The sequence below is a fragment of the Streptomyces sp. NPDC032198 genome, from assembly GCF_040636975.1.
Lineage (GTDB): Bacteria > Actinomycetota > Actinomycetes > Streptomycetales > Streptomycetaceae > Streptomyces.
Window position 1 is genome coordinate 571,313 of the sequence record NZ_JBEZVL010000001.1, and the last position, 23,013, is coordinate 594,325.

The 23,013-nt window shown below is 66.0% G+C and carries 23 protein-coding genes; 20 read left to right on the plus strand and 3 right to left on the minus strand.

All coding sequences use genetic code 11. From position 1 onward, the window contains the following. The first annotated feature begins 18 nt into the window (after positions 1-18). From AB0E78_RS02680 to AB0E78_RS02760, 17 genes are all read left to right on the plus strand, one after another. Positions 19-1,032: a bifunctional lytic transglycosylase/C40 family peptidase gene (locus tag AB0E78_RS02680; protein WP_361827269.1), complete on the plus strand. Its 1,014-nt coding sequence runs from the start codon at positions 19-21 to the stop codon at positions 1,030-1,032. Beyond that, positions 1,032-1,256: a hypothetical protein gene (locus AB0E78_RS02685; RefSeq protein WP_361827272.1), complete on the plus strand. Its 225-nt coding sequence runs from the start codon at positions 1,032-1,034 to the stop codon at positions 1,254-1,256. Before AB0E78_RS02680 ends, AB0E78_RS02685 begins: the two co-directional genes overlap by 1 nt. Positions 1,257-1,258: 2 nt before the next feature. Then, complete coding sequence (locus tag AB0E78_RS02690) at positions 1,259-1,633, plus strand: hypothetical protein (protein ID WP_361827275.1); 375 nt, start codon at positions 1,259-1,261, stop codon at positions 1,631-1,633. A gap of 3 nt (positions 1,634-1,636) precedes the next feature. After that, on the plus strand, positions 1,637-2,911 hold the full coding sequence (locus tag AB0E78_RS02695) for a hypothetical protein (RefSeq protein ID WP_361827278.1): 1,275 nt from the start codon (positions 1,637-1,639) through the stop codon (positions 2,909-2,911). Next, positions 2,835-4,178, plus strand: a complete 1,344-nt coding sequence (locus AB0E78_RS02700) for a hypothetical protein (protein WP_361827281.1) — start codon at positions 2,835-2,837, stop codon at positions 4,176-4,178. The genes AB0E78_RS02695 and AB0E78_RS02700 overlap by 77 nt, the downstream gene beginning before the upstream one ends. Then, the gene (locus tag AB0E78_RS02705) at positions 4,172-5,437 is read left to right on the plus strand and encodes a hypothetical protein (RefSeq protein WP_361827284.1); all 1,266 of its coding nucleotides are present in this window, start codon (positions 4,172-4,174) and stop codon (positions 5,435-5,437) included. The genes AB0E78_RS02700 and AB0E78_RS02705 overlap by 7 nt, the downstream gene beginning before the upstream one ends. 90 nt (positions 5,438-5,527) lie before the next feature. Beyond that, complete coding sequence (locus AB0E78_RS02710; protein ID WP_361827287.1) at positions 5,528-5,674, plus strand: hypothetical protein; 147 nt, start codon at positions 5,528-5,530, stop codon at positions 5,672-5,674. 163 nt (positions 5,675-5,837) lie between these two features. Next, positions 5,838-6,065: a hypothetical protein gene (locus AB0E78_RS02715; RefSeq protein ID WP_361827290.1), complete on the plus strand. Its 228-nt coding sequence runs from the start codon at positions 5,838-5,840 to the stop codon at positions 6,063-6,065. Positions 6,066-6,089: 24 nt separating this feature from the next. Beyond that, positions 6,090-6,422, plus strand: a complete 333-nt coding sequence (locus tag AB0E78_RS02720) for a MazG-like family protein (RefSeq protein ID WP_361827293.1) — start codon at positions 6,090-6,092, stop codon at positions 6,420-6,422. Then, a complete protein-coding gene (locus AB0E78_RS02725; RefSeq protein WP_361827296.1) occupies positions 6,419-6,754 on the plus strand; it encodes a hypothetical protein in 336 nt (111 codons plus the stop codon). The genes AB0E78_RS02720 and AB0E78_RS02725 overlap by 4 nt, the downstream gene beginning before the upstream one ends. A 14-nt stretch (positions 6,755-6,768) precedes the next feature. Next, entirely contained in the window at positions 6,769-7,227 is a 459-nt protein-coding gene (gene ssb, locus AB0E78_RS02730) for a single-stranded DNA-binding protein (RefSeq protein ID WP_361827299.1), read from the plus strand. A gap of 84 nt (positions 7,228-7,311) precedes the next feature. Beyond that, positions 7,312-7,434 (plus strand): hypothetical protein, encoded by a 123-nt coding sequence (locus AB0E78_RS02735; protein WP_361827302.1) that lies wholly within the window; start codon positions 7,312-7,314, stop codon positions 7,432-7,434. Beyond that, positions 7,434-9,164 carry a DNA cytosine methyltransferase gene (locus tag AB0E78_RS02740; RefSeq protein ID WP_361827304.1) on the plus strand — a complete coding sequence of 577 codons (1,731 nt, stop codon included), beginning with the start codon at positions 7,434-7,436 and terminating at the stop codon, positions 9,162-9,164. The genes AB0E78_RS02735 and AB0E78_RS02740 overlap by 1 nt, the downstream gene beginning before the upstream one ends. A gap of 88 nt (positions 9,165-9,252) precedes the next feature. Beyond that, the gene (locus tag AB0E78_RS02745) at positions 9,253-10,125 is read left to right on the plus strand and encodes a DNA primase (protein ID WP_361827306.1); all 873 of its coding nucleotides are present in this window, start codon (positions 9,253-9,255) and stop codon (positions 10,123-10,125) included. Between the two features lie 2 nt (positions 10,126-10,127). Further along, positions 10,128-11,603, plus strand: coding sequence for an ATP-binding protein (locus AB0E78_RS02750; RefSeq protein ID WP_361828482.1), 1,476 nt, complete (start codon positions 10,128-10,130; stop codon positions 11,601-11,603). Positions 11,604-12,071: 468 nt separating this feature from the next. Then, positions 12,072-12,317 (plus strand): helix-turn-helix domain-containing protein, encoded by a 246-nt coding sequence (locus AB0E78_RS02755; protein ID WP_361827309.1) that lies wholly within the window; start codon positions 12,072-12,074, stop codon positions 12,315-12,317. A gap of 86 nt (positions 12,318-12,403) precedes the next feature. Beyond that, positions 12,404-13,663 carry a site-specific integrase gene (locus AB0E78_RS02760; RefSeq protein ID WP_361827312.1) on the plus strand — a complete coding sequence of 420 codons (1,260 nt, stop codon included), beginning with the start codon at positions 12,404-12,406 and terminating at the stop codon, positions 13,661-13,663. Positions 13,664-13,920: 257 nt separating this feature from the next. Here AB0E78_RS02760 and AB0E78_RS02765 read toward each other — a convergent pair whose 3' ends face one another. Then, positions 13,921-17,817 carry a hypothetical protein gene (locus tag AB0E78_RS02765; RefSeq protein WP_361827315.1) on the minus strand — a complete coding sequence of 1,299 codons (3,897 nt, stop codon included), beginning with the start codon at positions 17,815-17,817 and terminating at the stop codon, positions 13,921-13,923. Between the two features lie 204 nt (positions 17,818-18,021). On the opposite strand from AB0E78_RS02765, the gene AB0E78_RS02770 reads away from it, so the two are divergent. After that, positions 18,022-18,366 (plus strand): hypothetical protein, encoded by a 345-nt coding sequence (locus AB0E78_RS02770; protein WP_361827318.1) that lies wholly within the window; start codon positions 18,022-18,024, stop codon positions 18,364-18,366. A gap of 323 nt (positions 18,367-18,689) precedes the next feature. Here the strand turns inward: AB0E78_RS02770 and AB0E78_RS02775 are convergent, their stop codons facing one another. Beyond that, the gene (locus AB0E78_RS02775) at positions 18,690-20,051 is read right to left on the minus strand and encodes a glutamine synthetase family protein (protein ID WP_160504710.1); all 1,362 of its coding nucleotides are present in this window, start codon (positions 20,049-20,051) and stop codon (positions 18,690-18,692) included. Positions 20,052-20,368: 317 nt separating this feature from the next. Here AB0E78_RS02775 and AB0E78_RS02780 point away from each other — a divergent pair, with 317 nt between their 5' ends. Both AB0E78_RS02780 and AB0E78_RS02785 read left to right on the plus strand, forming a co-directional pair. Next, positions 20,369-21,031 carry a DUF3105 domain-containing protein gene (locus AB0E78_RS02780; protein WP_361827321.1) on the plus strand — a complete coding sequence of 221 codons (663 nt, stop codon included), beginning with the start codon at positions 20,369-20,371 and terminating at the stop codon, positions 21,029-21,031. Further along, positions 21,028-21,651, plus strand: a complete 624-nt coding sequence (locus AB0E78_RS02785; RefSeq protein ID WP_361827323.1) for a DUF305 domain-containing protein — start codon at positions 21,028-21,030, stop codon at positions 21,649-21,651. The genes AB0E78_RS02780 and AB0E78_RS02785 overlap by 4 nt, the downstream gene beginning before the upstream one ends. A gap of 206 nt (positions 21,652-21,857) precedes the next feature. Here the strand turns inward: AB0E78_RS02785 and AB0E78_RS02790 are convergent, their stop codons facing one another. Further along, a complete protein-coding gene (locus AB0E78_RS02790) occupies positions 21,858-22,829 on the minus strand; it encodes a hydroxyacid dehydrogenase (RefSeq protein WP_361828484.1) in 972 nt (323 codons plus the stop codon). Positions 22,830-23,013 lie beyond the last annotated feature (184 nt).

Genomic DNA, 23,013 nt, shown 5'->3' on the forward strand with positions numbered 1-23,013 from the left:
CTCACCTGCGAAAACACAGTGAAGGAGCTGGAGTTCATGAAAGGGTCCGCGATCGGCCTGGTGGTGGTCGGATCGGGGTTGTTGGCGGTGACCGCCACGAGCCTGACCGGCAATCCGGCCGTCAGCGGCAAGGCCACCTCGGTGGCCAACCGCACGGCGCCTGGATCGGTGCCCGCACGCTACGAGCGACTCTTCAACGCCTGGGGCAATGAGTGTGACGCCATCACCCCCAGCATTCTGGCCGCACAGCTCAAACAGGAATCCGGCTTCAACCCGCAGGCTAAATCGCCGGTCGGGGCGATGGGGATAGCGCAGTTCATGCCCGGAACCTGGAAGAACTCCGGATTCGACGGCAACAAGGACGGCAAGAAGGACGTGTGGGATCCGGAAGACGCAATCCCGTCCGCCGCCAAGTACATGTGCTCGGTCTCCCGGGACGTGAAGGATGTACCCGGAGACAAGACGCGTCTCGCGCTGGCCGGGTATAACGCCGGACCCAGAGCGGTGCAAAAATACCGAGGCATACCGCCTTACAAGGAGACAGAAAACTACGTCTCCACCATTATGGCGTCCGCCGCGAAGATGGGCCAAGCCGTCGGCGGACAGTCCAACGTCGCCATCGAGGCGGTCAATTACGCGTCCGCTCAGATCGGCAAGGACTACGTGTGGGGCGGCAACGGCGATGCGGACGGCGGCTTCGACTGCTCCGGCCTCACCAAGGCCGCTTACGCCCAGGCCGGTGTCACGCTCCCCCGAGTCGCCAGCGCCCAATACACGCACCTCGACAATGACGGATCACTCGTCGAGAAAGGCGATCTGAGGATCGGGGACCTCGTCTTCTTCAGCAAGAAGAAGCAGACCGGCAAGGCCACTCCCGGCGACATCGACCACGTCGGCATCTACATCGGACGGGGCCATTTTCTGAACGCGCCGCGCACCGGGGCGAAAGTCCGCATCGAAAAGATCTGGTGGGACACCTACATGGGTGCGGGCCGGGTCTATCCCAAGTCCACGAAAACCAAGGAGGTGTGATGGCGAACGGACAGTGCATCGCCACCACTCAGGCCATGTATTCCGTGGCCGCATCCGCCGAAAGCCTGGAAACGACGGTCGCCGTTTTGACGGGGCTGACCGTCTTCCTGGTCCTGATGTGCGTCGCGATGGCGATCGTCGCCTACCGGCTGCACTCCAGGGCCCAGCGCCCCATCACCCAGCACGACACCTTCCCCCTCACCACCTCTGAGAAGGAGTTCTGATCATGGCCAAGTTCACCGGAACGATCGTCGTCGCGGGCCCTGATGATGGCTGCATCACCAAGTCCGACGGCAAGAAGGACTGCTCCGAGGGCGCCAAGCAGGTCGTCAAGACGGTCAACGACACCGGCCCGGACCTGGCGCCCGTCTCCGGGTTCCTGCCGCTGTACGGCGTGATCATGGGTGTCCTGATCGGCTCGGTCATCCTGGCGATTGCGGCCGGGGCGGTCATCTCGGCCGGCCGCGGCGGCATCCAGGCCGGGTTCAAGAAGGACGGCTCGGCGCTGAAGAAGACCGCGATCACCGTGGGCGGTCTGATCGTCCTGCTGCTCGGGGTGCTGGCGATCGGCCCGTCCATCGCCACGGCGCTGGGAGGCTGAGCCGTGGCCGGTGATCCCTGCGACCGCATCAAGGGCCCCGCCCACAAGTACTGCGAGAAGGGCCAGGACGGCGGTGGCGGCGAGGGCGGCGGCGATGGAGCGGGCCCGGACGATCTGACGCCGGAGATGCCCGGATCGATGGACCCGCTCGGCTCCGCCGCCGACTGGCTCTCTGACCAGGCCGCTGCCCTCTACCGGCTGATGGACAAGTCGATGATGGCGGCGGCCGATCCGCTCGGCGGCATCAGCGGCGGCGCGCTGGCCAAGGTGTACAACCCGGTGGCGGGCATCGCCGTGCTGATCGGTGCGGTCGTTCTGGTGAGCGGGCTGATCTTCTGGATCGCCCGCCCCTCGGGGCCCGCCTTCAAGAAGGCGGGCTCGGCCGGAGGGCGGTTCTTCGGGCTGCTCCTCCTGGTCACCGTGATCCCGATGGCGGTGGGGCTGATCGCGTTCGCGTTCGGTCAGTTCTCCGCGCTCATGTACGCCGACCTGGCCGATCACCCCTTCAAGGGCATGGAGAAGTCGCTGCTGAGCTCCAGCGGCAGCCCGTATGGCCGTCTCGCGCAGGCCTTCGTGGTGCTGCTCTCGGTCGGCCCGCTGTGGCTGCTGTGCGTCATCTCCCCCGTCGCCGTCCTCGCGGCAGTGGTCTTCCTGCCGCTGTCGGCCGCGCTGGGGGTGGGCAAGGGCTGGATGCGCTCGCGCAGCGGCAAGACGCTGCTGCACCTGGTCGCGGCGGTGTTCCTGGCACGGGTGCCCATCTCCATCGTGCTGATGTTCCGCCGGGTGCTGCCCAAGAGCGCCCTGACCGATCTGCTGCTCACCGCGAGCACCACGCTCGTGTGCCTGTACATCCTGCTGAGCCTTCCGGAGATGGCCAAGAACGTCGCCGCCGCCGTCACCCGCGCCCCCAAGCTCAAGACACTCAGCGAGGGGCGCACGGCGGTCACCAAGCTGCCTGCCGACGCCGAGCGCCAGGCCCACGCCAAGCGGCTGGCCCGCGCCCAGGCCGTGCGCGGCAGCAAGAGGAAGGCACCTGGGCAGGCGACCGGCGTCCACGACCCTGCCCGTCGGCGCCCCTACCCCGGCAGCGGCAAGGGAGTTCGGTCCGCGCTGCAGGCGCCCGCACACGCGGCGCAGACATCGCAGCCCGCCGAAACCCGCACGGCCCGCAAGTCCCCCCAACGACAGGAGAGGATTGGTCATGTCCGCGTCCCGGACGTATCTGCTCGATCCGCTGTACGAGACCGAGACGCTCAAGCTCCCCCCTTCCCGTACTGATCTCGCGGTCATCGGGGCCGGGGTCGCGCTCAGCGTCACCCACGGCGTCGCCGTCCCCGGCATCCTGGGCACCTTGACCTGCATCGTCCCCGCCGCCCTGGCGGGGGCGCTGGCCTTGGTCAAGGCGGGCGGGTCGACCGTCGTCGAACGCGTGGCCCGCCACAGCGGGCACGCGCTCAGGAAACGCGCTCTGGACAAGGCCGTTCGGGAGTACGAGAGCGACAGGGCCCCCTCCACATCCGATGCGGAGGGGGCCCTGCCCCACCACGACGTCTTCACCAAGATCAATGACGTTGTCTGGCACGAACGTGAGGGATACGGCTTCCCGCAGGTCAGGGGCAGGCTGCTCGCGGCGTTCGAGTGGGTCACCGACGGCGCCGCACTGAAGGACGGCGCCCACCGCGACCGCGCCCACGATGCGCTGGCCGCATTCCTGGAGTGGGTCGCGGCCACCGGCCACGGATCCTGTGTGCGCATCGTGCACGCGGTCACCCCCTATGTGGGGGAACGCGACGTCCGGGCCCAGCCGGAAGGCGACTTGGCCGACTCCTACCGGCAGTTGATGGAGATGGTGAATGCGGCGTGCGACGTGCACTCCACCGTCATCCTGCTGTCCGTGCCCGCCCACGGCCCCGACGTCGAAGAGGAGACGGCCTGGGCTCAGGCCGCCTACGAACAGGCGCAGGTGTGCGGGATCGACACCGGCCATCTGTGGCCCCGCTCCGCATGGGATATCGCGCTGAAGACGATCAGCGGCCGTGAACTGTACGAGATCCACGACGATCATTTCAGGTCCGGTGACTACGTCACCGCGACCGCCGAAGTCGCCGACTTCCGACGGGGGGAGCGGGCCGCTGACTTCTGGCGCCCGATGATCACCACGCTGCCCCGCGTCACCCGCACGACGGTGGTGGAGTACCTGCCGCTGGATCGGCGCAAGGCCGAGAAGCGGCTGGAGACCGGGGAAATGCTGCGTACCGCGACCGCCCGCGACGAGAAGGACGTGCGGCGGGAGAAGACCTCCACCCGCACCGGCAAGCGGGCCGCCGAACTCCACGAGGAGGACATCTCCGATGGCGCCGCCTACGTGAAGGTCGCCGCCCGCATCATGATCCAGGCCCGCGATCAGGCGGAACTCAAGGAGTTTCGCCGGGACCTGGAGCAGAACGCGGTATCGGCCGGCGCCCATCTGACGTGGATGGACAAGGAACACGAAACCGGTTGGCACTCGGCGCTGCCGCTTCCGGGAGGAGAGATCACATGCTGACCACCACCACCCGCCAGGCCGCAGGCCTCTTCCCCGGTTACGCCTGCAAGCCCATCACCGACGGCGCCCTGATCGGCGCCTCACTGCTGGACGGCTCGCCCTTCCGCCTGACCCCCGTCGACTGTGACCAGGAGGTCTTGCCGTCGACCGGCATGGCCTTGTTGGGCACGCTGGGCAACGGCAAGTCCACCAACACCAAGGTCATGGCGCTGCGCGACATGGCCCGAGCGGGGCGCCGGTACGCGGTCCTGGACGCCAAGGGCGAGGACGGCGTGGGCGAGTGGGATGCGGTGGCCGCAGCCCTGGGCATCGCGCCGGTCCGCTTTGGCGAAGGGGTGTGCATGAACCCCCTCGATGCGCGGATTCCCCCGCTGCACCGCGTGCAGCTGGTGGCCGTGCTCGCCGAACTCGGCGGACACCGGCCGCTGTCCCCCGGAGCGCGGATGGCGCTGGATGCGGCGATGGAGTCGTCGCCCGCCGCCCACACCCTGTCGGGGCTGATGGGCGCGGTCACCTCCCTTCAGGCCGACGCGATCCCCGGGCGGTTCGACCAGCGCCAGCTGCTCGCCTTCGGGCAAGAAGTGGTCCAAGCGCTCTCGCCGTTCATCCGCTCGGCCACCCGCGGCATGCTCGACGGAGAAACGTCGGTATCGCTGGACGAGAAGCTGACCGTGTTCGACTTCTCCGGCATCGACCGCACCTCGATGGCCCTGCCCGCGCTGATGTCGGTGGTGGGGGTGTTCCTGGAATCAGTGTGGCTCGGCCAAGGCGGGGCCGATCACGGCATCCACTCCACGCTCATCGTCGAAGAGGCCTGGCAGATCCTCAAACACCCCGCCACGGCAGCACTGTTGCAGCGGATGATGAAGTACTCGCGCCGCGAAGGCCTCTCGGTCACCTCGGTCGCGCACAGCGCCAAGGACGCCAAGTCCGAAGAGGCCAAAGATCTCCTGCGGCTGGCCTCCACCCGCATCCTGCACCAGATGGACGAGGACGAAGCCGAACAGTGCCGCGGCCTGTTCTCCCTGCCCGACTGGGCCGTACGACAGATCCCGCTGCTGGGCCGGGGACAGGCCATCTGGCAGACCGGACGGCACGTCAACCTCGTCCAGACCCTCGTCACCGAATACGAACGGCGGCTCTGCTTCACCTCCAAGCGCCGCGACGCAGCCCAGGGCAAGACGCCCCCACTCGCCCCCGCCGCAAGTCGTGAATGGGGCTGGGAGATGCCGCCGAACGTCATCGACCACGCCGCCTGATCTCTACAGCACCTGCAACACCACGCCCCGCCCTCCCGGACGGGGCGTTGTCGTTGGCCCCGACGCCGACGACGGCACCGCCAACTACCTGTGAGGACTCCCGTGTACGAGGACGACGACTTCATCGACTGCGAGCTGTGTGACCCCACCGACGGCGGCGAGCCCTACCCGCATCCCCACTGCTGCGGATGCGGAGCCGATGGCAGCAGCGAGCGCCCCGACTGCACCTGCGAGTAGCCATCACCGCCCACGGCCACACCCAGCGCTAGGGAATCTCTCTGGTCGCCCTGCCCGGTCCTCGCCCGCCCCGCTGGGGACGAGGACGGGACAGCCCGACCGGCACACACCCAGCCCACCCCTTCCGCCACCTCTCGCGGACCACCGACAAGGAGCAGACGTCTTGGCGAAACCACCCACCGTCATCGGTGTCCTGACCACGACAGCCCCGCCCTCCTGGTGGAGGGCCCACCGGCATCAGGTCCTGCTGGTCCTTGGCCTCATCGTCGGCTTCCACCTCGCCACCCACGACAACGACAGCAACGCAGCCCCCAAGCCTGACCGGCCCCGGCCGGCGCACACCGCGCCCGCCCCGCAGACGCTTCACCCCACCACGATCCACCTCCCCTAGACCACCTTCATAGGAGGCCAGCACATGAGCGCTGCCCTGTGGCCCGTCGTGGCCCGCATCACCGCCGCTCTGGATGCGGCCAACGCCCGCGACGAACACGAAGTCGCGATGCGTCTGCTCAAGGTCAACGAGGAAGCCGGGGAAGTGGCCGCGGCCTACATCGGCGCCACCGGCCAAAACCCCCGCCAGGGCATCACCCACACCCACCACGACGTCGCCCAGGAGCTGGCCGACGTCATCATCGCCGCCGCCGTCGCCCTGCACTCCATCACCGACCAAGCCCCAGCGGTACTGGACGGCAAGCTGCACGCCGCCGCCCGACGCCTGGCACTGCCGCCGAAGGGAGATCGCACATGAAGCACCTCGCACGGCACCAACCGCCCGAGGCGGACCGCCCGGTGACCCACCGGGCGCGCTGCCTGATCTGCCGCACCGACATCCAGTGGAACGACCGCGCGACCGGCGGCCAGTGGGCCCACGACGCTCACCCCGACGACGAACACAAAGCCATCCCCATCCCCCTCTCCGACAGCCCCCTGGGAGCCGCTGTGGCCCGCGTGAACGCCGCGCTGGCGACCGAGAGCGACCACGAGCGAGCCGCACAGCTCTACGAGCTGCTGATCTGCCTGTCCGCAGCGGAGTTCGAGTTCACCGACGGCGCCGCCCTGGTGCCCGTAACCACCAACTGAAGGAGGACCACACCGTGTCCGCAGGAGAGACCCCCATCACCGTGATCGGCAACCTCACCGCCGACCCCGAGGTGAAGTTCACCCCCTCCGGCGCCGCGCTGGCGAAGTTCACCATTGCTTCCACCCCGCGCGTCTACGACCGCGACAGCAACCAGTGGAAGGACGGCACCGCGACGTTCTTCCGCTGCGCCGTCTGGCGCTCCCTGGCCGAACACGTCGCAGAGTCCCTGGCCAAGGGCTCTCGGGTGGTGGCGTTCGGCCGTATCCGCCAGCACAACTGGGAGACCCCCGAGGGCGAGAACCGCTCGATGCTCGCGCTGGAAATCGACGAGATCGGCGCCTCTCTGAAGTTCACCAACGTGGCTATCGAGGCCAAGCGCCCCACACAGGCCGCTGCGGCATCGGGCGATGCCGCGTGGAACACCGATGGCGCGTCGGGCGACTCGAAGTACAGCGACCAGCCCCCGTTCTAGAGCTGCCCGGGGCGGCCGACTCTCGCCACGGAATCTCGGCCGCCCCGGCTCTGCCCGTCCCTTCGAGACAACAGGAGCACAGCAGTGCTGACCTTGACCGATCTGTTCTGCGGCGCCGGAAGCTTGCCCGCCGGCGCCATCACCGTGCCCGACGCGAATGCGCGGATGGCCGCCGCTGGCGGCGGCGCCGAGAGGAGCGCGGCCTGATGTACCGCAACGACAACGACGCCTTGACCGTCATGGACTGGTTCTGCGGCGCGGGCGGCTCCTCGCAGGGCATGCACTCCATCCCCGGTGTGCGCATGGAGCGAGCGGCGAACCACTGGGAACGAGCGATCGAATCGCACGCCGCGAACTTCCCTACCGTCGACCACTACCGCGGCGACATCCGCGAAGCCCCCGTCGAGTCCTGGCCCGTCACCGACATCTTCTGGGCCTCCCCGGAATGCCCCCAGTGGTCCAACGCCCGCGGCAAGAAGCGCGACTTCGACGCCTCCATGCAGGGCGACCTCTTCGACGGCTTCGGCCCCACCGAGGAAGAGGAACGCTCCCGCGCCCTCATGGAAGAAGTCCCCCAGTACCTGCATGGTGTCCAGCAGCGCGGCGGCCTGGTCAAGGCGGGCGTCGTGGAGAACGTCGTCGATGTCCGCGCCTGGGACCAGTGGGACCGCTGGATCGGCGAGATCAGGAAACTCGGCTACGAGACCCGCGTCATCGCGCTGAACTCGATGCACGCCGACCCGCGCACCGTTCACAAGGCCCCGCAGTCCCGCGACCGCCTGTATGTCGCCTACTGGCACCACTCGCTCGGCCGCACCCCCGACTGGGACAAGTGGCTGCGTCCGCGCGCTTGGTGCCCCGGCTGCGAGACGTGGGTGCAGGCCATACAGCGGTTCAAGCAGCCCGGACGCGACATGGGCCGCTACCGCCAGCAGTACGTCTACCGCTGCCCCAACACGACGTGCCGCAGCCAGATCGTCGAACCCGAAACTCTGCCCGCCGCTGTCGCCATCGACTGGTCCTTGCCCGGCCAGCGGATCGGCGACAAGCCGCTCAAGGAGTTCTTCGAGGACAAGGCCAAGACGAAGTCCCTCGGCTTCCACCCGCTCGCGCCGAAGACTCTGGCCCGAGTCCAGGCTGGCCTCGACAAGTTCGCCCGCCCCATGGTCGTCCCCGCAGGCGGCACATGGCGCAACGATGCCGTCCCCGTCGACGCCCCCATGCCGACCCGCACCACCCGCGAGAACGACGGACTGGCGATTCCGCCCCTCCTCATCCCCGTCGAGGGTCGGGACGGCAAAGAGCCCGCTTCTGCCCACGCGCCGCTGCGCACCCAGACCGCCCGCAACGAGACCGGTCTCGCCTGGCTCCCGTTCATGGTCACCATGCGCGGAGGCGGCGACCAGCTCCGCGGCCGGTCGATCGGTGAGCCCGTCGGCACCGTGTCCGCCAACGGCAACCACCACGGCCTCGTCATGCCGCCCGCGTTCCTGATGCGGAACAACGGCAGCAAGGGCGACGGCGGCGAACACTGCACCACCGCAATCGAACCGATGCGCACTCTCACCACGATGGGCCACCAGTCACTCGTGGCCTGGGAGCACCTGCTAGTTCCGTACTACGGCAACGGCACCGCGAAAACCGTGCGCGAGCCCGTCGGGACCCTCTCCACCCGCGACCGGTACGCCCTCGTCACCGGCGACGTCGACATCAACGACGTCCTCTTCCGGATGCTCGAACCCCACGAGATCGGCCGCGCCATGAGCTTCGCCGATGCCTACATCGTCATCGGCAACAAGCGCGAACGCGTTCGCCAGTACGGCAACGCCGTCACCCCCAACTGCGCCGAAGTCATCGTCTGCGCGCTCGTCGAGGCCATCACCGGCGAGGCCATCGACCGGCACACCGAGGAACTCCAGGTTGCGATCGCAGCCTGAACACACGCCCGGGGCGGTCGCCTCTCGCCAAAGAATCGCGACCGCCCCGGCTCTCCCCGTCCCTTCGAGACAACAGGAGAACTCCAGCATGACTCATCCACCCGCCCCCGCACTGCTCGATACAGCGACCGGGCCGCTGGCCACCGCGCTCGCGCTCGCGTCCCGGGGCGTGCCCGTGCTGCCGCTGCGCGTGGGCAAGGCCCCCTTCAACAACTGCGCGACCTGCGCCAAGAACGCGTGCGGCGGTCGCCCGAACATGAAGCAGGCCGGGCCCTGCACCTGCCCGCGCCCCTGCCACGCCTGGGCCGCCGCCACCAGCAACCCCGAGACTCTCCGGTCCGCGGCGTGGGCGAGCGCCTGGCGGCAGGCCACCGCAGTGGCCTACCACCCCGCCGGCGTCCGCCTCACCGTCGTCGACCTCGACCACGCCGACGCCATCACCTGGGCTCAGGCTCACCTGCCACCCACCCGCACCGTGCCCACCACACGCGGCCAGCACTGGATCTACCAGGGCACCATGCCCTCCTCCAACGGCGTACGCCCCGGCGTCGACATCAAGTCCCGCATGGCCTACGCCCGGTGGCTCGGCCCCGGCACCGGCCGCCTCACCGCCCTGCCGGACGAGGTCCGCGCGCTCGCCGTGAAGCCCACCCCAGCCCGGCCCGCGCCCGAGATCACCGCCGCGCCCGCCCCGGACGGAGGCGGGACCTGCCCGCACCGCACCCCGGCCTACCTGGCCCGCGGCCTCGCCATGGCAGAGGAACGCATCACCGAGGCCACCAGCGGCGTGCACGCCACCGTCTACCGCACCTTCCTGGCCGTGCTCTCCACGCACGGCCGGTGCGGCTGCCTCACCGACGCCCACATCGCCCGGCTGTTCGCCGCCGCGCAGACCAAGGGCGAAAGGCCCCGGCACTGCACGGATGCGTGGACCAACGCCCGCGCCCAGTTGGGACTGTGAGTGTGTCCGACGACGAGAAGGACCCGGCCCGCAAGGTCATCACCGACTACGCGCAGTCCCACTTCCGGTACTTCCGCACGGTCGAGGGCACCGTGTACGCCCAGCGCACCGGCCACCCCGTGGCCCGCCCCATCCGCTCCCAGGGCACGACCGGGAGCCACCGCCAAGAACTCATGGTCGGCCTCTTCCGCGACGGGGTCGGCGTCTTCAACGGAACCGCCCTCAAGGAGGCGTTGGACTTGATCGAAGCACTCGCACTGACCGAGCAGGTACAGCCCACCCACATCCGTGTCGCCCCCGGCTTCGACGGCGCCACCTGGCTCGACCTGGGCCGCGACGACGGACAGTCGGTGCGCATCCACCCCACCGGATGGGACATCCGCGTCCCCGCGCCGGAAGAGGTCTGCTGGCGGCGCACCCAGCTCACCGGCGAACTCCCCCTCCCCGCCAAGGACACGAACGGCAAGGGCCTGGATCTGTTGCTGCGGCTGTGCAACTTCGCCGATGCCCAGACCGAATGCCTGGCCATCGCCTGGCTCATCGGCTGCCTGGAGCCGTCCGTGCCCGTCCCGGCACCGTTCCTGACCGGCCCGCAGGGCGCGGGAAAGTCGACCGCCGGGCGGATGCTCATCCGCATCATCGAGGGGATGAGCAGCGACCTGCGGCGACCCCCGAAGGACGAAGAGAACATGATCACGGCCGTGGCCGCCGGATGGATCACCGCCCTGGACAACCTCTCGCACCTGGCCCCGGATCTGTCCGACCTCATGTGCTGCGTCATCACCGGAGCCGAGAGCATCAAGCGCGCCCTGTTCACCGACGGCGACGTCGTCCGCTCCCGCTATCGCCGCCCGGTGCTGCTCACCGGCATCGACGTCGGCATCATCCGCCCCGACCTCGCCGAACGCCTCCTCACCCTGCGCCTGGAACGCCCCCGAGTGCGGCGCACCGAGGCGGAACTGTGGGCGGAGTACGCCGAGATCCTGCCCGCCGTCCTCGGTTCGCTCCTGGATCTCACCGTCAAGGTCCGCGCGGCCGAAGCGGAAACCCCCACCGACCTGCGCATGGCCGACTTCGCCCACTTGTGCGCACAGCTCGACGCAGCGATGAGCTTCGGGACCCTGGCCGCCTACCGGGCCAGCCTGGACGACCTGAACGACGACGTCATCGAAGGCGACCTGCTGGCGCAGACCGTCCTTCAGCACGCCGCTGGCCTCGCCCCCGGCGAAGAAGTACGGATGACGTCCGCCGAGTGGCTGCACTGCCTCACCACCCTCTACAGCGGCGAGGAATGCCGCCCCCTGCCCAAGGGCTGGCCCACCACCGGCAAGGTGCTCTCCGACCGGCTCCGGCGCATCCAGCCCACCCTGGCCGCCCGGGGCGTCCTGGTCGAGTGGGGCCGCACCAGCGCCGCCCGCTACATCGAGCTCAGCCGTCAGACCCCGCCATCGCCGCACCAACAGCAGAACGCGTTCTGACCGCCCGCACAGGCAGACAAGCAAGAGGAGCACACCCCTGCCTTGGTGTGCTCCTCTTGCTGTTCGGCGGCGCCAGCCGCCCTGCAAGGGGTCGCGCCGCGAAGCGGCCCGCTCTTCAAGCTCTGAGCGGCGACGCACGACCACAGAACCACCCCCTTCTTTTTCCTAAGTAGGGAAGATCTGCGTCACCGCGTCACCACAGCCCGACAGACGGCCCCTGACCAGCACAGACAACAGTGACGCAGACCGCGAATCCTGCGTCACCCCGCGTCACCCGCGTCACCCCGAGACGAGAGCCCGTGTCACAGGTGACACAGCGCCCACCGTGGTGCGTCACCCAAACCCACAGGTCAGAAGCTTGATTGACGCAGGTGACGCGATGACGCAGAAATCCCAACCTCGGACAGACGCGAGCTTCTGAGCAGCCCTCGAAACCAACAGCAGCGTGACCCAACTCCCGAGGACCCCATGGGCCGAACCCATTCCGATCAACCCGACCCCCAGACGACGCTCCGGGCCGGACTCCCAGACCGCTACCTCACGCCCGACGACATCGCCGAGATGTTCGAGGTGCCCAAGGAGACCGTCTACCAGTGGCGCAAGAAGCGCACGGGCCCGCCCGGCTTCCGCGTCGGCAAACACCTGCGCTATGACCCCGCCGACGTACACGCCTACGTCACCAAGCTCCGCCATGAAGACGCTGAAGCCGCCTGACTGCCCCAGTCACCACGGCTGATCAGCTCCCCCAGGGAGGGCCATCCGTGGCCCTCCCTTCTATGTCGAGAAGGGACCGCCACCACATGGCCGGCCACATCCAAGACCGCTGGTTCAAGACCGAAACCGACGACAACGGCAAGCCCGTCCGCACCAAGTCCGACCGCCACGGCTCTGGCCTGCGCTACCGCGCCCGCTACGTCGGACCCGACGGAACGGAGAAGTCCAAGAGCTTCCGCGACGGCCAGAAGCGCCTCGCCGAGAAGTGGTTGTCCCGGATCGAAGCGGACATGGACGCCAACCGGTACGTAGATCCGAAGGCGAGTCAGACCACGTTCCGGCAGTACGCCGAGAAGTGGCTCAACTCCCACACTGCCGACGCGGCAACGCGTAGCCCCGTCGGCGTGCATCTACACCGCCACGCGATCCCCTACCTGGGCCCGCGTCCCCTCGGCTCATTCCGGCCCGAGCACATCCGCGAGTGGCTGGCTGAACTGGAACGTGCCATCCCTGCGTCGTCTTACCGCCGCGTCATCTTCGGCACCGTCTCCACCGTGCTCTCCGCCGCGGTTGACGACGGATACCTCAGGCAGAACCCCTTCAAAGCCCAGAGCGTACGTATCCCCGCCCCGAACCCAGGCCGCATCAAGCCGTGGACGCGTGAGCGCACGTTCGCCGTACGGTCGGCGCTCCCTGAGCCTTACCGAGCAATGGTCGACCTGGGCGCCGGCTGCGGACTCCGGCAGGGAGAAATCTTCGGTCTCCCCCTGGACGAGGTGGGGTTCGACACGGGATGGCTGCACGTCGGCTACCAAGTCAAAATGGCGGGCGGCAAGCAGGTGTTCGCGCCCCCGAAGCGGGAGAAGGAACGGGACGTGCCGTTGCCAGACCGGGTCGCGTCTGCTCTGAAGGTCCACATCGAGGAATACCCGCCCGTGCTGGTCACTCTGCCGTGGCTGCGGCCGGACGGCCCACGCGTCACGAAGCCCCTACTGTTCACGGGGCCCGCCGGAGACGGCGCCATGTGGCGCACGAGCTTCAATCAGCGGTTCTGGAAACCCGCCCTCGCGGACGCCAGGGTCATCCCGAAACCGAAGCCCGGCGAGGACTTCCTGGCCGCCCGCGAACACGGCATGCACGCCTTGCGGCACTTCTATGCCTCGGTATTGCTCGACGCGGGCGAGAGCGTCAAGGCCCTGAGCACCTACCTTGGGCACACGGACCCCGGCTTCACGCTCCGGGTGTACACGCACCTGATGCCGAGTAGCGAGAGCCGCACCCGCAACGCCGTGGACAGCATGTACGAGATGACGGATACGCATTCGGGTCAGCATCCGTCCCGTTAAAACCTTCCCCGAGTCATCAACGCGGTGCGCTCCGCTCCCCGCTCGCGGCCCGACCCCGGCCGGGCCTGCGCTCCTGTTTCCGCCCCGCTCCAGCCCGGCTGACACCTGTGCCGCGCTCAAAGCATGCAGCCGCTTGATGCCAAAGGGGTACGTCGTGGCTGGGGCGGTCGGCTACACGGTTTACCGAGCCACCTTGGCGCGAACCTCGAAGATCATGGCCACAAACCCGTTCCACCTTATTGAGACCAAGCCGCAGTCTAACTCTCTCCTAAACCGCTAGCATCCTCACCAAACGCTTCAACCAGCCGTGCAATCAGCGCCTGTCGCAGCTCGGTCTTACTTTTCAGCCCCTCAGCACACATTAGGCAAAACACTCTACTCAGCTGGGATTTTCCGGGCGAAATTTCTCGCATTGCCTCGACTGCCAGCCAGGCATGCTCAGAATCCGTGAGGGTCAGCAACTCCTCACTGAGGGAGCGCGCCTCACGACGCACTGATGGCTCCCCAAACACGCACGCAACCAGCAGGCTCATAATTCTGGGCAGATCGTCAACGATGGCTCCCCGTTGCCAAGTCTGACGATACCTCGCATCTCTCATAGGAGACAGGTCACGTCCCGCCGCGATAGCTAGCCGCGCCAACCCCCATCTTGTAGGGTCCTGCAACCAGAGGGACAGTAAGATGTCGATTCGCTCGCGAGTAATCGCCGGATGAAGCCTTTTTGCTTGCTGTCCAGCAAAATCGAGACAGTCCAACCAGAGAGGAAATTTTATCTTATCAATATAACTAACCCAGCCAAGGTTGAAGTAACGTCCCTGGGCAGCATCCTCCAACACCGCCTTCACCTTGGCCGGGCCGATCTCATCTACGAAACCTTCGCGACCGTGAGCCGCAACAAATAGTTGCATCAGTAGCCACGAAGCAAAGCTCGCCTGTATCCCCGTAGATCTGCCGCGACACTCTGCATAATCCTCAAAGACCTGACCAATTTGCCCGTAGACAGCCGAATCATGGCCAGGAAGCATAAAGGCTCCCTTAGCGGCCTCCAGCGGATAAAAGGCCGCACCACCCTTAAGGCAATCCTTCATGCCATTGAGTGAAATCTGCCAGTCAAGTTCCCCAACCCAAGACTTCTCTAATTCCGTCCATTCCTGAAGATCGCCGAATTCTCCATTCCTTAGCGAAGCAACAGCATCTGGAATAGTGGGCTGTTCTGCTATCACTTGCGTGACTACCCATGGGAGGTGACTCTTAATGGCTTCGAGACTTTCAGGCTGACTCGCCGCAGATTCTAGAAAAGAGGCCAGAGACTGCGCGCCAGGATTACAGCAGAATTCAGCTGCATCGTAAACAAGCGTAGGCCGAGGCGGCGCAGTTTTAAGCATGCGCCCCCATACCGCAGGAATATCAACCACGCTGTTTAGGTTGGCATCAAAATTATAGATTTCCACTCGAGCAGTTTTACTGTCACTTCCTGACGATGCCTGGCGCAACACATTCCGGAAAGCGCGGACCCATGCTGGCGCCGCTGAATACGGAGCCGCCATACCGTTGCTTTTTTTAGGACCGCGTCGAACCGAAGTCGACCCACCGAGCACATCGATTACCCGGGGCAGTGGCGCCTCAACAAGGCACATATGCGTCAAATTACGCAGTATCCCGTTTCCGGTTTTGTACGCAAGAACCATCAGCTCCTGCCTATTCTCAGGCGACAACTTCTCGTACAGAGGAGTAATGAAGTTACCTATAGCGGAGCGTGCACCCTCAGAGAGGTCTGCGCGATTACTCAGAACACTCAACCCGTAAAGCAGGCTCAAGTCGTCTACGCTGACCCGATCATGCAATCGATTCTCAGCTAGTTGCGTAACCATGTCCATCATTTCTTCTGATATGACAGATGGAACCATGCGAACGTCTGGGTCTGGCGGAAGCTGGAAAAGCTGCAGTGCCTGATCAGTGAGCGATTGCAGGTAAGCGGGCGACCTCACCATCCCGTCGGACAACACCGACGTAGCTAGTCGAGAGCCAGCGAGGATCCCCTTCTTAACATCTCCGTGCAGGACGGAATGGCTGTTCAGATCAACAACCAGTGAAATTACGGTGTCCCTAAGATGCTCCCGCTTAGAGAAGATGTCCCCGAGGGCAAATAGAAGAGTGTTGCGCCAGTGTGAACTGGAAGAGATACTGCGCAGACTGCCAGAAATGAGCTCTTCCGGCTTCTTCATTAGTCCCTGAGATGCCCAGAATTCTTGGAGTGACCTGATTTCAAATCCAATTTCACCAGATCTGGTGGGAACAAGAAATACAAGTCTCTCGGTGGCCGCCTTGATGACTTGCCTGCAAAGTGAAGACAGCGAGTCACCCCGGTGCCCCTCTTTCTCCAACCTGGATCGTACTATTTCTCCGAGTTCATGAGCCTCTAGTGTTGAATGCGTTTCTCCAGAGTGCTCGCTCCGAGTTTGAAGCAGCAGGCCCACATGCGCATGAATAGCGTCCACATCCGAGTGATGGTCACGCAAAAGCGCGCTAGCTTGGCTGTCTTTTTCCAACTCCCTGTCGTAGATAACTCTGTAGTAGTCGGCAAATAGGTTATACCGGTCCTTCGGTGCCTGTCCTACGCGCTCCAGTAGGACAGCGAGGATCGTTACCTGAAGAGGCGAGGCCATCAAACGCGAAGTGGCTGGCTCAACGTATGCCCGCTCCAAACGTTCAATCAATCGATCAGTGCGATCACTTTCGCTCCCATGACGAGCGATGGCCAACTTCTTTCCGTAGTTCATCGCGATGTCACGCGTCAAAGCAGTAAGTTGTAGATGCCTATAGTGGATTGGAGAAAACTCGTCGGTATATCCCTGCGGGCGCGTAGTTGCTACAACGAAGACGTCAGCACTAACGGACGCCGCCTCAATGAGGAAGTCGTCAATCAGTGCGAGAATTTCTCCGCGATTGCTGGCAGCTGGAACCTCATCTAGGCCATCCAGGACTACAAACCATGGATAAATGGTCAGCCATTTTCGAAGGTCGTGCGCGCTAACGGATACTGTCGTCCTAGCAGAAATAATCTTGGCCAAATAGCCGAGCAATGAGGTAGATCCCCCGCGCGCTACGTCATCCGCCAGCCTCGTCAGTTGAACGTTAACTGGCCAGCGACGTTTATTGGGGGCAGAGAGGCCCTCTTGATCCATCAGTGTCTTTATTTTTTGGCATGCCAGTTCTACCTTGCCGAACTGCCCTGCCGCCGTTTCGGCTACTAGTGTCGATCGGAACATTTGGCAGGCAAATTGCGTAATAGTGGTCTTGCCTTGCCCTGGGCCCCCGATCAGCACAAATCTGTCATCTGCGTCATTCCGTACTCTATGATTCCGATTGCCAGCTTGATCAGTACTCAGGTCTGACGCGTGAATGATGGATTCTAGAGCTTTTTGATTATTCGCTGATTCGGATTCCTCCACACCGGACCACGGCTGGTACGGGAGGTCGATGAAGATATCTGCTAGAGCTACGCTGCCATCATCCGTGGCGCCGGCTTGGTCAAGGTTGACGTATCTCTCCCTGAGTAGCTCTTTTGCCGTGAAAGAGCTAAGGGCTTCAGAAATTTCATTGCTGAGATCACTTTGATCAGATAGGACCCGAGCCAAGACATCCCCAGGGGTGACCCAAGGTGCATACGAAATGCGAATATCTCTGTGATTGGCCAAAAAAGTCGAAATAGAGTCAGAGTGCCAAACAAGCCATCCTTTAAATCCGAGACGCTGCGCATATCCCTTTAGGCACTCATCTACCCTATCAATTCCCCCGTCGTCCTGCGGCGAAAGCCTGACATTAGTCGAAACGACAAAATATTCGGGGACTTTCCTCTTTTCCGCCTTTCGCTTGATCCACCCTTTCATTTCTCCATCTATTTCACCGATCAACCAAGTTGCATCATCCTTCGGCTTACCGAGAGTCTCCTTATATTTAGCTTGAATGACGCCATAGCCGCTCCATGAATGCCCGTTTGTGGCAATACGGACGGGGCCCTCAAAGGTAGCCTCCCTGCCGCCGTCTGCACCGGACCCAAATACTCCGACGCCAGGCCCGAGCTCAGCAACTGCAATCGATTGAGTCAGGTGCTCAAATTCACGGCTGCCGAGCCGGCTCAGGTCGAAGCGCATCTCACCATTGTGCCCGTGGGAAGTGGCACCCGTCCTGCTTTTGCCTTATCAGCGCCTACTGAGAGACGGCAGAGCCTTCCTGCGGTCTCGCTGAGGGCAGCGGCTCTGCACCGTGGACACGAGCGCGCCTCATCAGCGCTGGTTCAACTAGCCCTAGATCACCAACAAGGTCCGCCTGTCAGTTCAGCGTGAGAGCCTCCGGGCATGAGCTACGACTTGGCTGTGTGGGAGGACGAGCGTCCTGCGGACGACAAGGCGTTCACCGGCCGCTATGAGCGCTACGTCGATACAGATGCGGAGCATCCGCCGACCGAACACATAGCGGCTTACGTTGCTGCCCTGCTGGAGCGGTGGTGTGACGTGACCGAGGTTGAGGAGGACACCTCCCCCTGGTCAACGGGGCCGTTGATCGGGGAGGCGCGCGGCCCACTCGTCTACTTCCCGATGCGCTGGAGCATGGCTGAGGAGGCCTCCGGTTACGCGGCGACCCTCGCGGACTCAATGGGGCTGGTCTGCTTCGACCCTCAGCAGATCCAGCTCAGGCCCTGAAGACCGGGCAGGCTTCCGTCTCAGTCTCCGTCTCATTCAGCGTCGTTCACGGCCGTCCAGGCGGGGACGGAAGTCGGTAGCCACTCTCACGGCCGGTCGCCCATGAACGCAGGTGACCGGCCCCGCTCGGAACCTCAAGCCTCACCACAGTTGGAAGGCGTGCACCTGTCCAAGCCCTGTGACGATGAGGTCCCGTCTGGTGGCTCGGTTCAGCGTCAGACGGCCCACAGACGGCCCAGCCGTAGGCCGACAGCCGAGGGGGCCCGCAGCCGTCGGCTGCGGGCCCCCTCGGGGAAGTGAACGGAAAGCGCTCCGACCTGCGCTTACAGCACCGGCAGGTTCTTCCTCAGCTCGAAGGCCGTGACCTCGCTGCGGTACTCCTCCCACTCCTGCTTCTTGTTGCGCAGGAAGAAGTCGTAGACGTGCTCGCCGAGCGTCTCGGCGACCAGTTCCGAGCGCTCCATCAGGGCGATCGCCTCGCCGAGGTTCTGCGGGAGCGGCTCGATGCCCATCGCGCGGCGTTCCGCGTCGCTCAGGGCCCAGACGTCGTCGTCGGCGCCCGGCGGGAGTTCGTAGCCCTCCTCGATGCCCTTGAGGCCCGCGGCGAGCAGGACCGCGTACGTCAGGTACGGGTTCGCGCCCGAGTCGATCGAGCGGACCTCGACGCGCGCGGAGCCGGTCTTGCCGGGCTTGTACATCGGGACGCGGATGAGCGCGCTGCGGTTGTTGTGGCCCCAGCAGATGTACGAGGGGGCCTCGCCGCCCGCGCCCGCCGTGCGCTCCGAGCCGCCCCAGATGCGCTTGTAGGAGTTCACCCACTGGTTGGTGACCGCGGAGATCTCGGCGGCGTGCTTCAGGAGGCCCGCGATGAAGGAGCGGCCCACCTTGGAGAGCTGGTACTCGGAGCCCGACTCGTAGAAGGCGTTGCGGTCGCCCTCGAAGAGGGAGAGGTGCGTGTGCATGCCCGAGCCGGGGTGCTCGGAGAACGGCTTCGGCATGAAGGTCGCGTTGACCCCCTGCTCCAGCGCCACCTGCTTCATGACCAGACGGAACGTCATGATGTTGTCGGCCGTGGAGAGCGCGTCCGCGTAACGCAGGTCGATCTCCTGCTGGCCCGGCGCACCCTCGTGGTGGCTGAACTCGACCGAGATGCCCATGGATTCGAGCATCGTGATCGCCTGGCGGCGGAAGTCCATCCCGACGTTCTGCGGGGTGTGGTCGAAGTAGCCGGAGTTGTCGGCGGGGGTGGGCCGCGAGCCGTCCAGCGGCTTGTCCTTCAGGAGGAAGAACTCGATCTCGGGGTGGGTGTAGAAGGTGAACCCGAGGTCGGAGGTCTTCGCCAGGGCGCGCTTCAGGACGTAGCGCGGGTCCGCGAAGGACGGGGAGCCGTCAGGCATCAGGATGTCGCAGAACATGCGGGCGGTGCCGGGGGCCTCCGCACGCCAGGGCAGGACCTGGAACGTCGACGGATCCGGCTTGGCGATCATGTCCGACTCGTACACCCGGGCGAATCCCTCGATCGCCGAGCCGTCGAAGCCGATGCCCTCGTCGAAGGCCTGCTCCAGCTCGGCGGGCGCCACCGCGACCGATTTCAGGAAGCCGAGGACATCCGTGAACCACAGGCGAACGAACCGGATGTCGCGCTCCTCGAGTGTCCGGAGCACGAATTCCTGCTGCTTGTCCATCTTCCACTTCCACCCATCATTGCTGGTCAGGCCGCCTGCGTCCGTGTTCTTCCCGCGCTGTGCGCGCACTGTTCTCGCGGCTGGGGACGCATCGGGGCACATGAGCATCCCACCACACCGTTTCGGGCACGTTGCGGGCCATGTGCCGCCCTGTGCCCATAGTGCCTGCTGATCGGCGCGGCCGTAACAGCGGGCGGCTCGGACTGCCCCTACAGCCCGCCGGGCTCGCCCATTACGATCAGCGAACCGCTCCACCATGTTCCGCCACGCGCGTCCCGCCCTTTCCGTCGTATCGCCGCATCGCCGAAGGACACATCATGGGTTCCGCCAAGAACACGAGCAGCTCGTCCCGCAAGGCCCGGATAGAGGAGTTGCGCCGGGCAGAGCGTGCCCGCGACCGCCGTGGCCGCATCATCACGATCACCCTGAGCGCGGTGGTGGTCGCCGGGCTCGTCGTGGGCGGTGTCGTCCTCTTCCAGAAGGCGGACGACTCCGACACGGCCGCCGACGGGAAGTCCGCGCCGACGTTCAAGACGACCGCGGACGGCGAGAAGGTCTGGGACGCGAAGAAGCTGGGCCGTACGCACGTCACCAAGGACGTCAGTTACGCGATGACCCCGCCGGTGGGCGGCGACCACGACCAGGTGTGGATGAACTGCAACGGCGACGTCTACAAGGACGAGCTCCCCGAGCGCAACGCCGTGCACTCCCTGGAGCACGGCGCCGTCTGGGTGACGTACAACGACAAGGCGAAGGCCGCGGACCTGAAGAAGCTCGAGGCGAAGGTCAAGCAGACGCCGTACTCGCTGATGAGTCCGGTCAAGGACCAGAAGGATCCGGTCATGCTGTCGGCCTGGGGCCACCAGCGCACGGTGACCGGCGCGTCCGACCCGAAGGTCGCCTCCTTCTTCTCCACCTACGTACAGGGCAAGCAGACGCCCGAGCCGGGGGCCGCCTGCACGGGCGGCAAGGGCCAGTGAGGCGGCGCACCTGCTGGATCGTGGGGGCCGTCGCGGCGGTGGCCGTGGCCGGCGGCGGGATCACGGTCGCGGTCGCGTCGTCGGACGGCTCGTCCGGCGCGTCGTCGCCCTCCACGGATTCGGCGGACGCGGGCTTCGCCCGGGACATGGCGACGCATCACCAGCAGGCCGTGGAGATGTCGTACATCGTGCGCGACCGCACGAAGGACGAGGAGATCCGCCGCCTCGCGTACGACATCGCCCAGACCCAGGCGAACCAGCGGGGCATGCTGCTCGGCTGGCTCGACCTGTGGGAGCTGCCGAAGGTGCCCGAGCAGGCTCCGATGGAGTGGATGGGGATGGGGGACATGCCGCCGGGCAAGGACGGCGCCCTGATGCCCGGGATGGCGACGAACACGGAGCTCAAGGGCCTGGAGAAGCTGAGCGGCCGGGCCGCGGAGGTGCGCTATCTCCAGCTGATGACCAAGCACCACAAGGGCGGGGTCCACATGGCCGAGGGGTGCGTGGACCGCTGCGAGGTGGGCGCAGAGGTGCGGCTCGCGCGGGGGATGGTGGCGTCGCAGGAGTCGGAGATCGAACTGATGGCGGACCTGCTGAAGGCGCGGGGCGCAAAGCCGTGACGTTGCGGCAGTCGGCCGGGGGTGGGGCTTGGGCTTGGGCTTGCTGCCGCCCCGGCCGGGGGCTTGCCCCCCTCCGCAGGACCCCGCAGGACCCCGCAGAGCCCCGCAGAGCCCCGCCGGGCTCCGGCACCGCGCATCACCGGCTCCGCCGAGTTCGTCCCCGAACGCCGGACGGGCTGACTGATCGCCTCCGGCCGGACCGGACCCTACGCCAGCCGCGCCAGCTCCTCCCGCAGCAGTCTCCCCCGCAAAGGCGCCCCCGCCAGGACTCTCTCCACCTCCCCCACCGCGAACTCCCCGAGCCGGCGCACCTCGCTCCCCTGTGCCCCCGCGACATGCGGGGTGACCAGTACGTTCGGGAGTACGAGCAGCGGATGTCCGGCGGGCAGCGGCTCCGGGTCCGTCACGTCCAGGAACGCGTCCAGGCGCCCCGCCCCGCACTCCCTGGCCAGCGCCTCCGTGTCGACCAGTGAGCCGCGCGCCGTGTTGATGACGGTGCCCCCGTCGGGGATCAGTTTCAGCATCTCCTCGCTCACCATGCCCCGCGTCTCGGGGAGTTGGGGCGCGTGGACGCTGACGATCGAGCTGCGTCGGCACAGTTCCGAGAGGTCGACCAGCTCCACGCCGAGCCCGGCCGCCTCCTCCACCGTGACGTACGGATCGGTGAGCAGCACGCGCCAGCCCACGTCGGACGCGCGCAGCGCGGCGATGACCCCGCGGCCGATGCGGGACGCGCCGATGATGCCGATGGTGCGGGCGTCACCGCCCTTCCGCTCGGTGAAGGGCGGCCACCCCGCGGCGTAGCCCGCCGCGGCCGACAGCGCGCCCTTCGCCGCGAAGGTGATCGCGGCGAGCGTGTAGGCCACGACGGGCCCCGCGTTGGCGTCGGCCGCCGAGGAGACCGTCACGCCCCGGTCCCACAGCGCGTCCGTCACCACGGGTTTCACCGATCCGGCGGCATGCACGAGGAGCCGTAGCCGAGGGGCGTGGGCGAGGACCTCCGCCGTGATGGGCGGGCAGTTCCAGCCGGTGACCAGGATCTCCGTGTCGGCGAGCACGGCCCGTGCGTCGGGGGCGGTGAGCGGCCCGGCGAGCAGACCGGGCACCAAGTCCACGCTGCGGGCGAGCCGTTCGCGGATGGCGGGGGCGAACACCCGGTCCGCCACATCCGCGCTCATCGCGAGTGCGGCGATCGGTGGACCCTTCAACTCTGCCTGGTCTGCCACGCGTGACCATCCCTCGTAGTAACCGGTTACCCAACAGCGCCTGGAGGCTAGGCCGAAGTCGGGACGGTGGTCAAGAGATCGCGGGGCCAAGGGGGTTGACCGGCGGTAGTAACCGCTTTAGATTCCGGTCACCTTG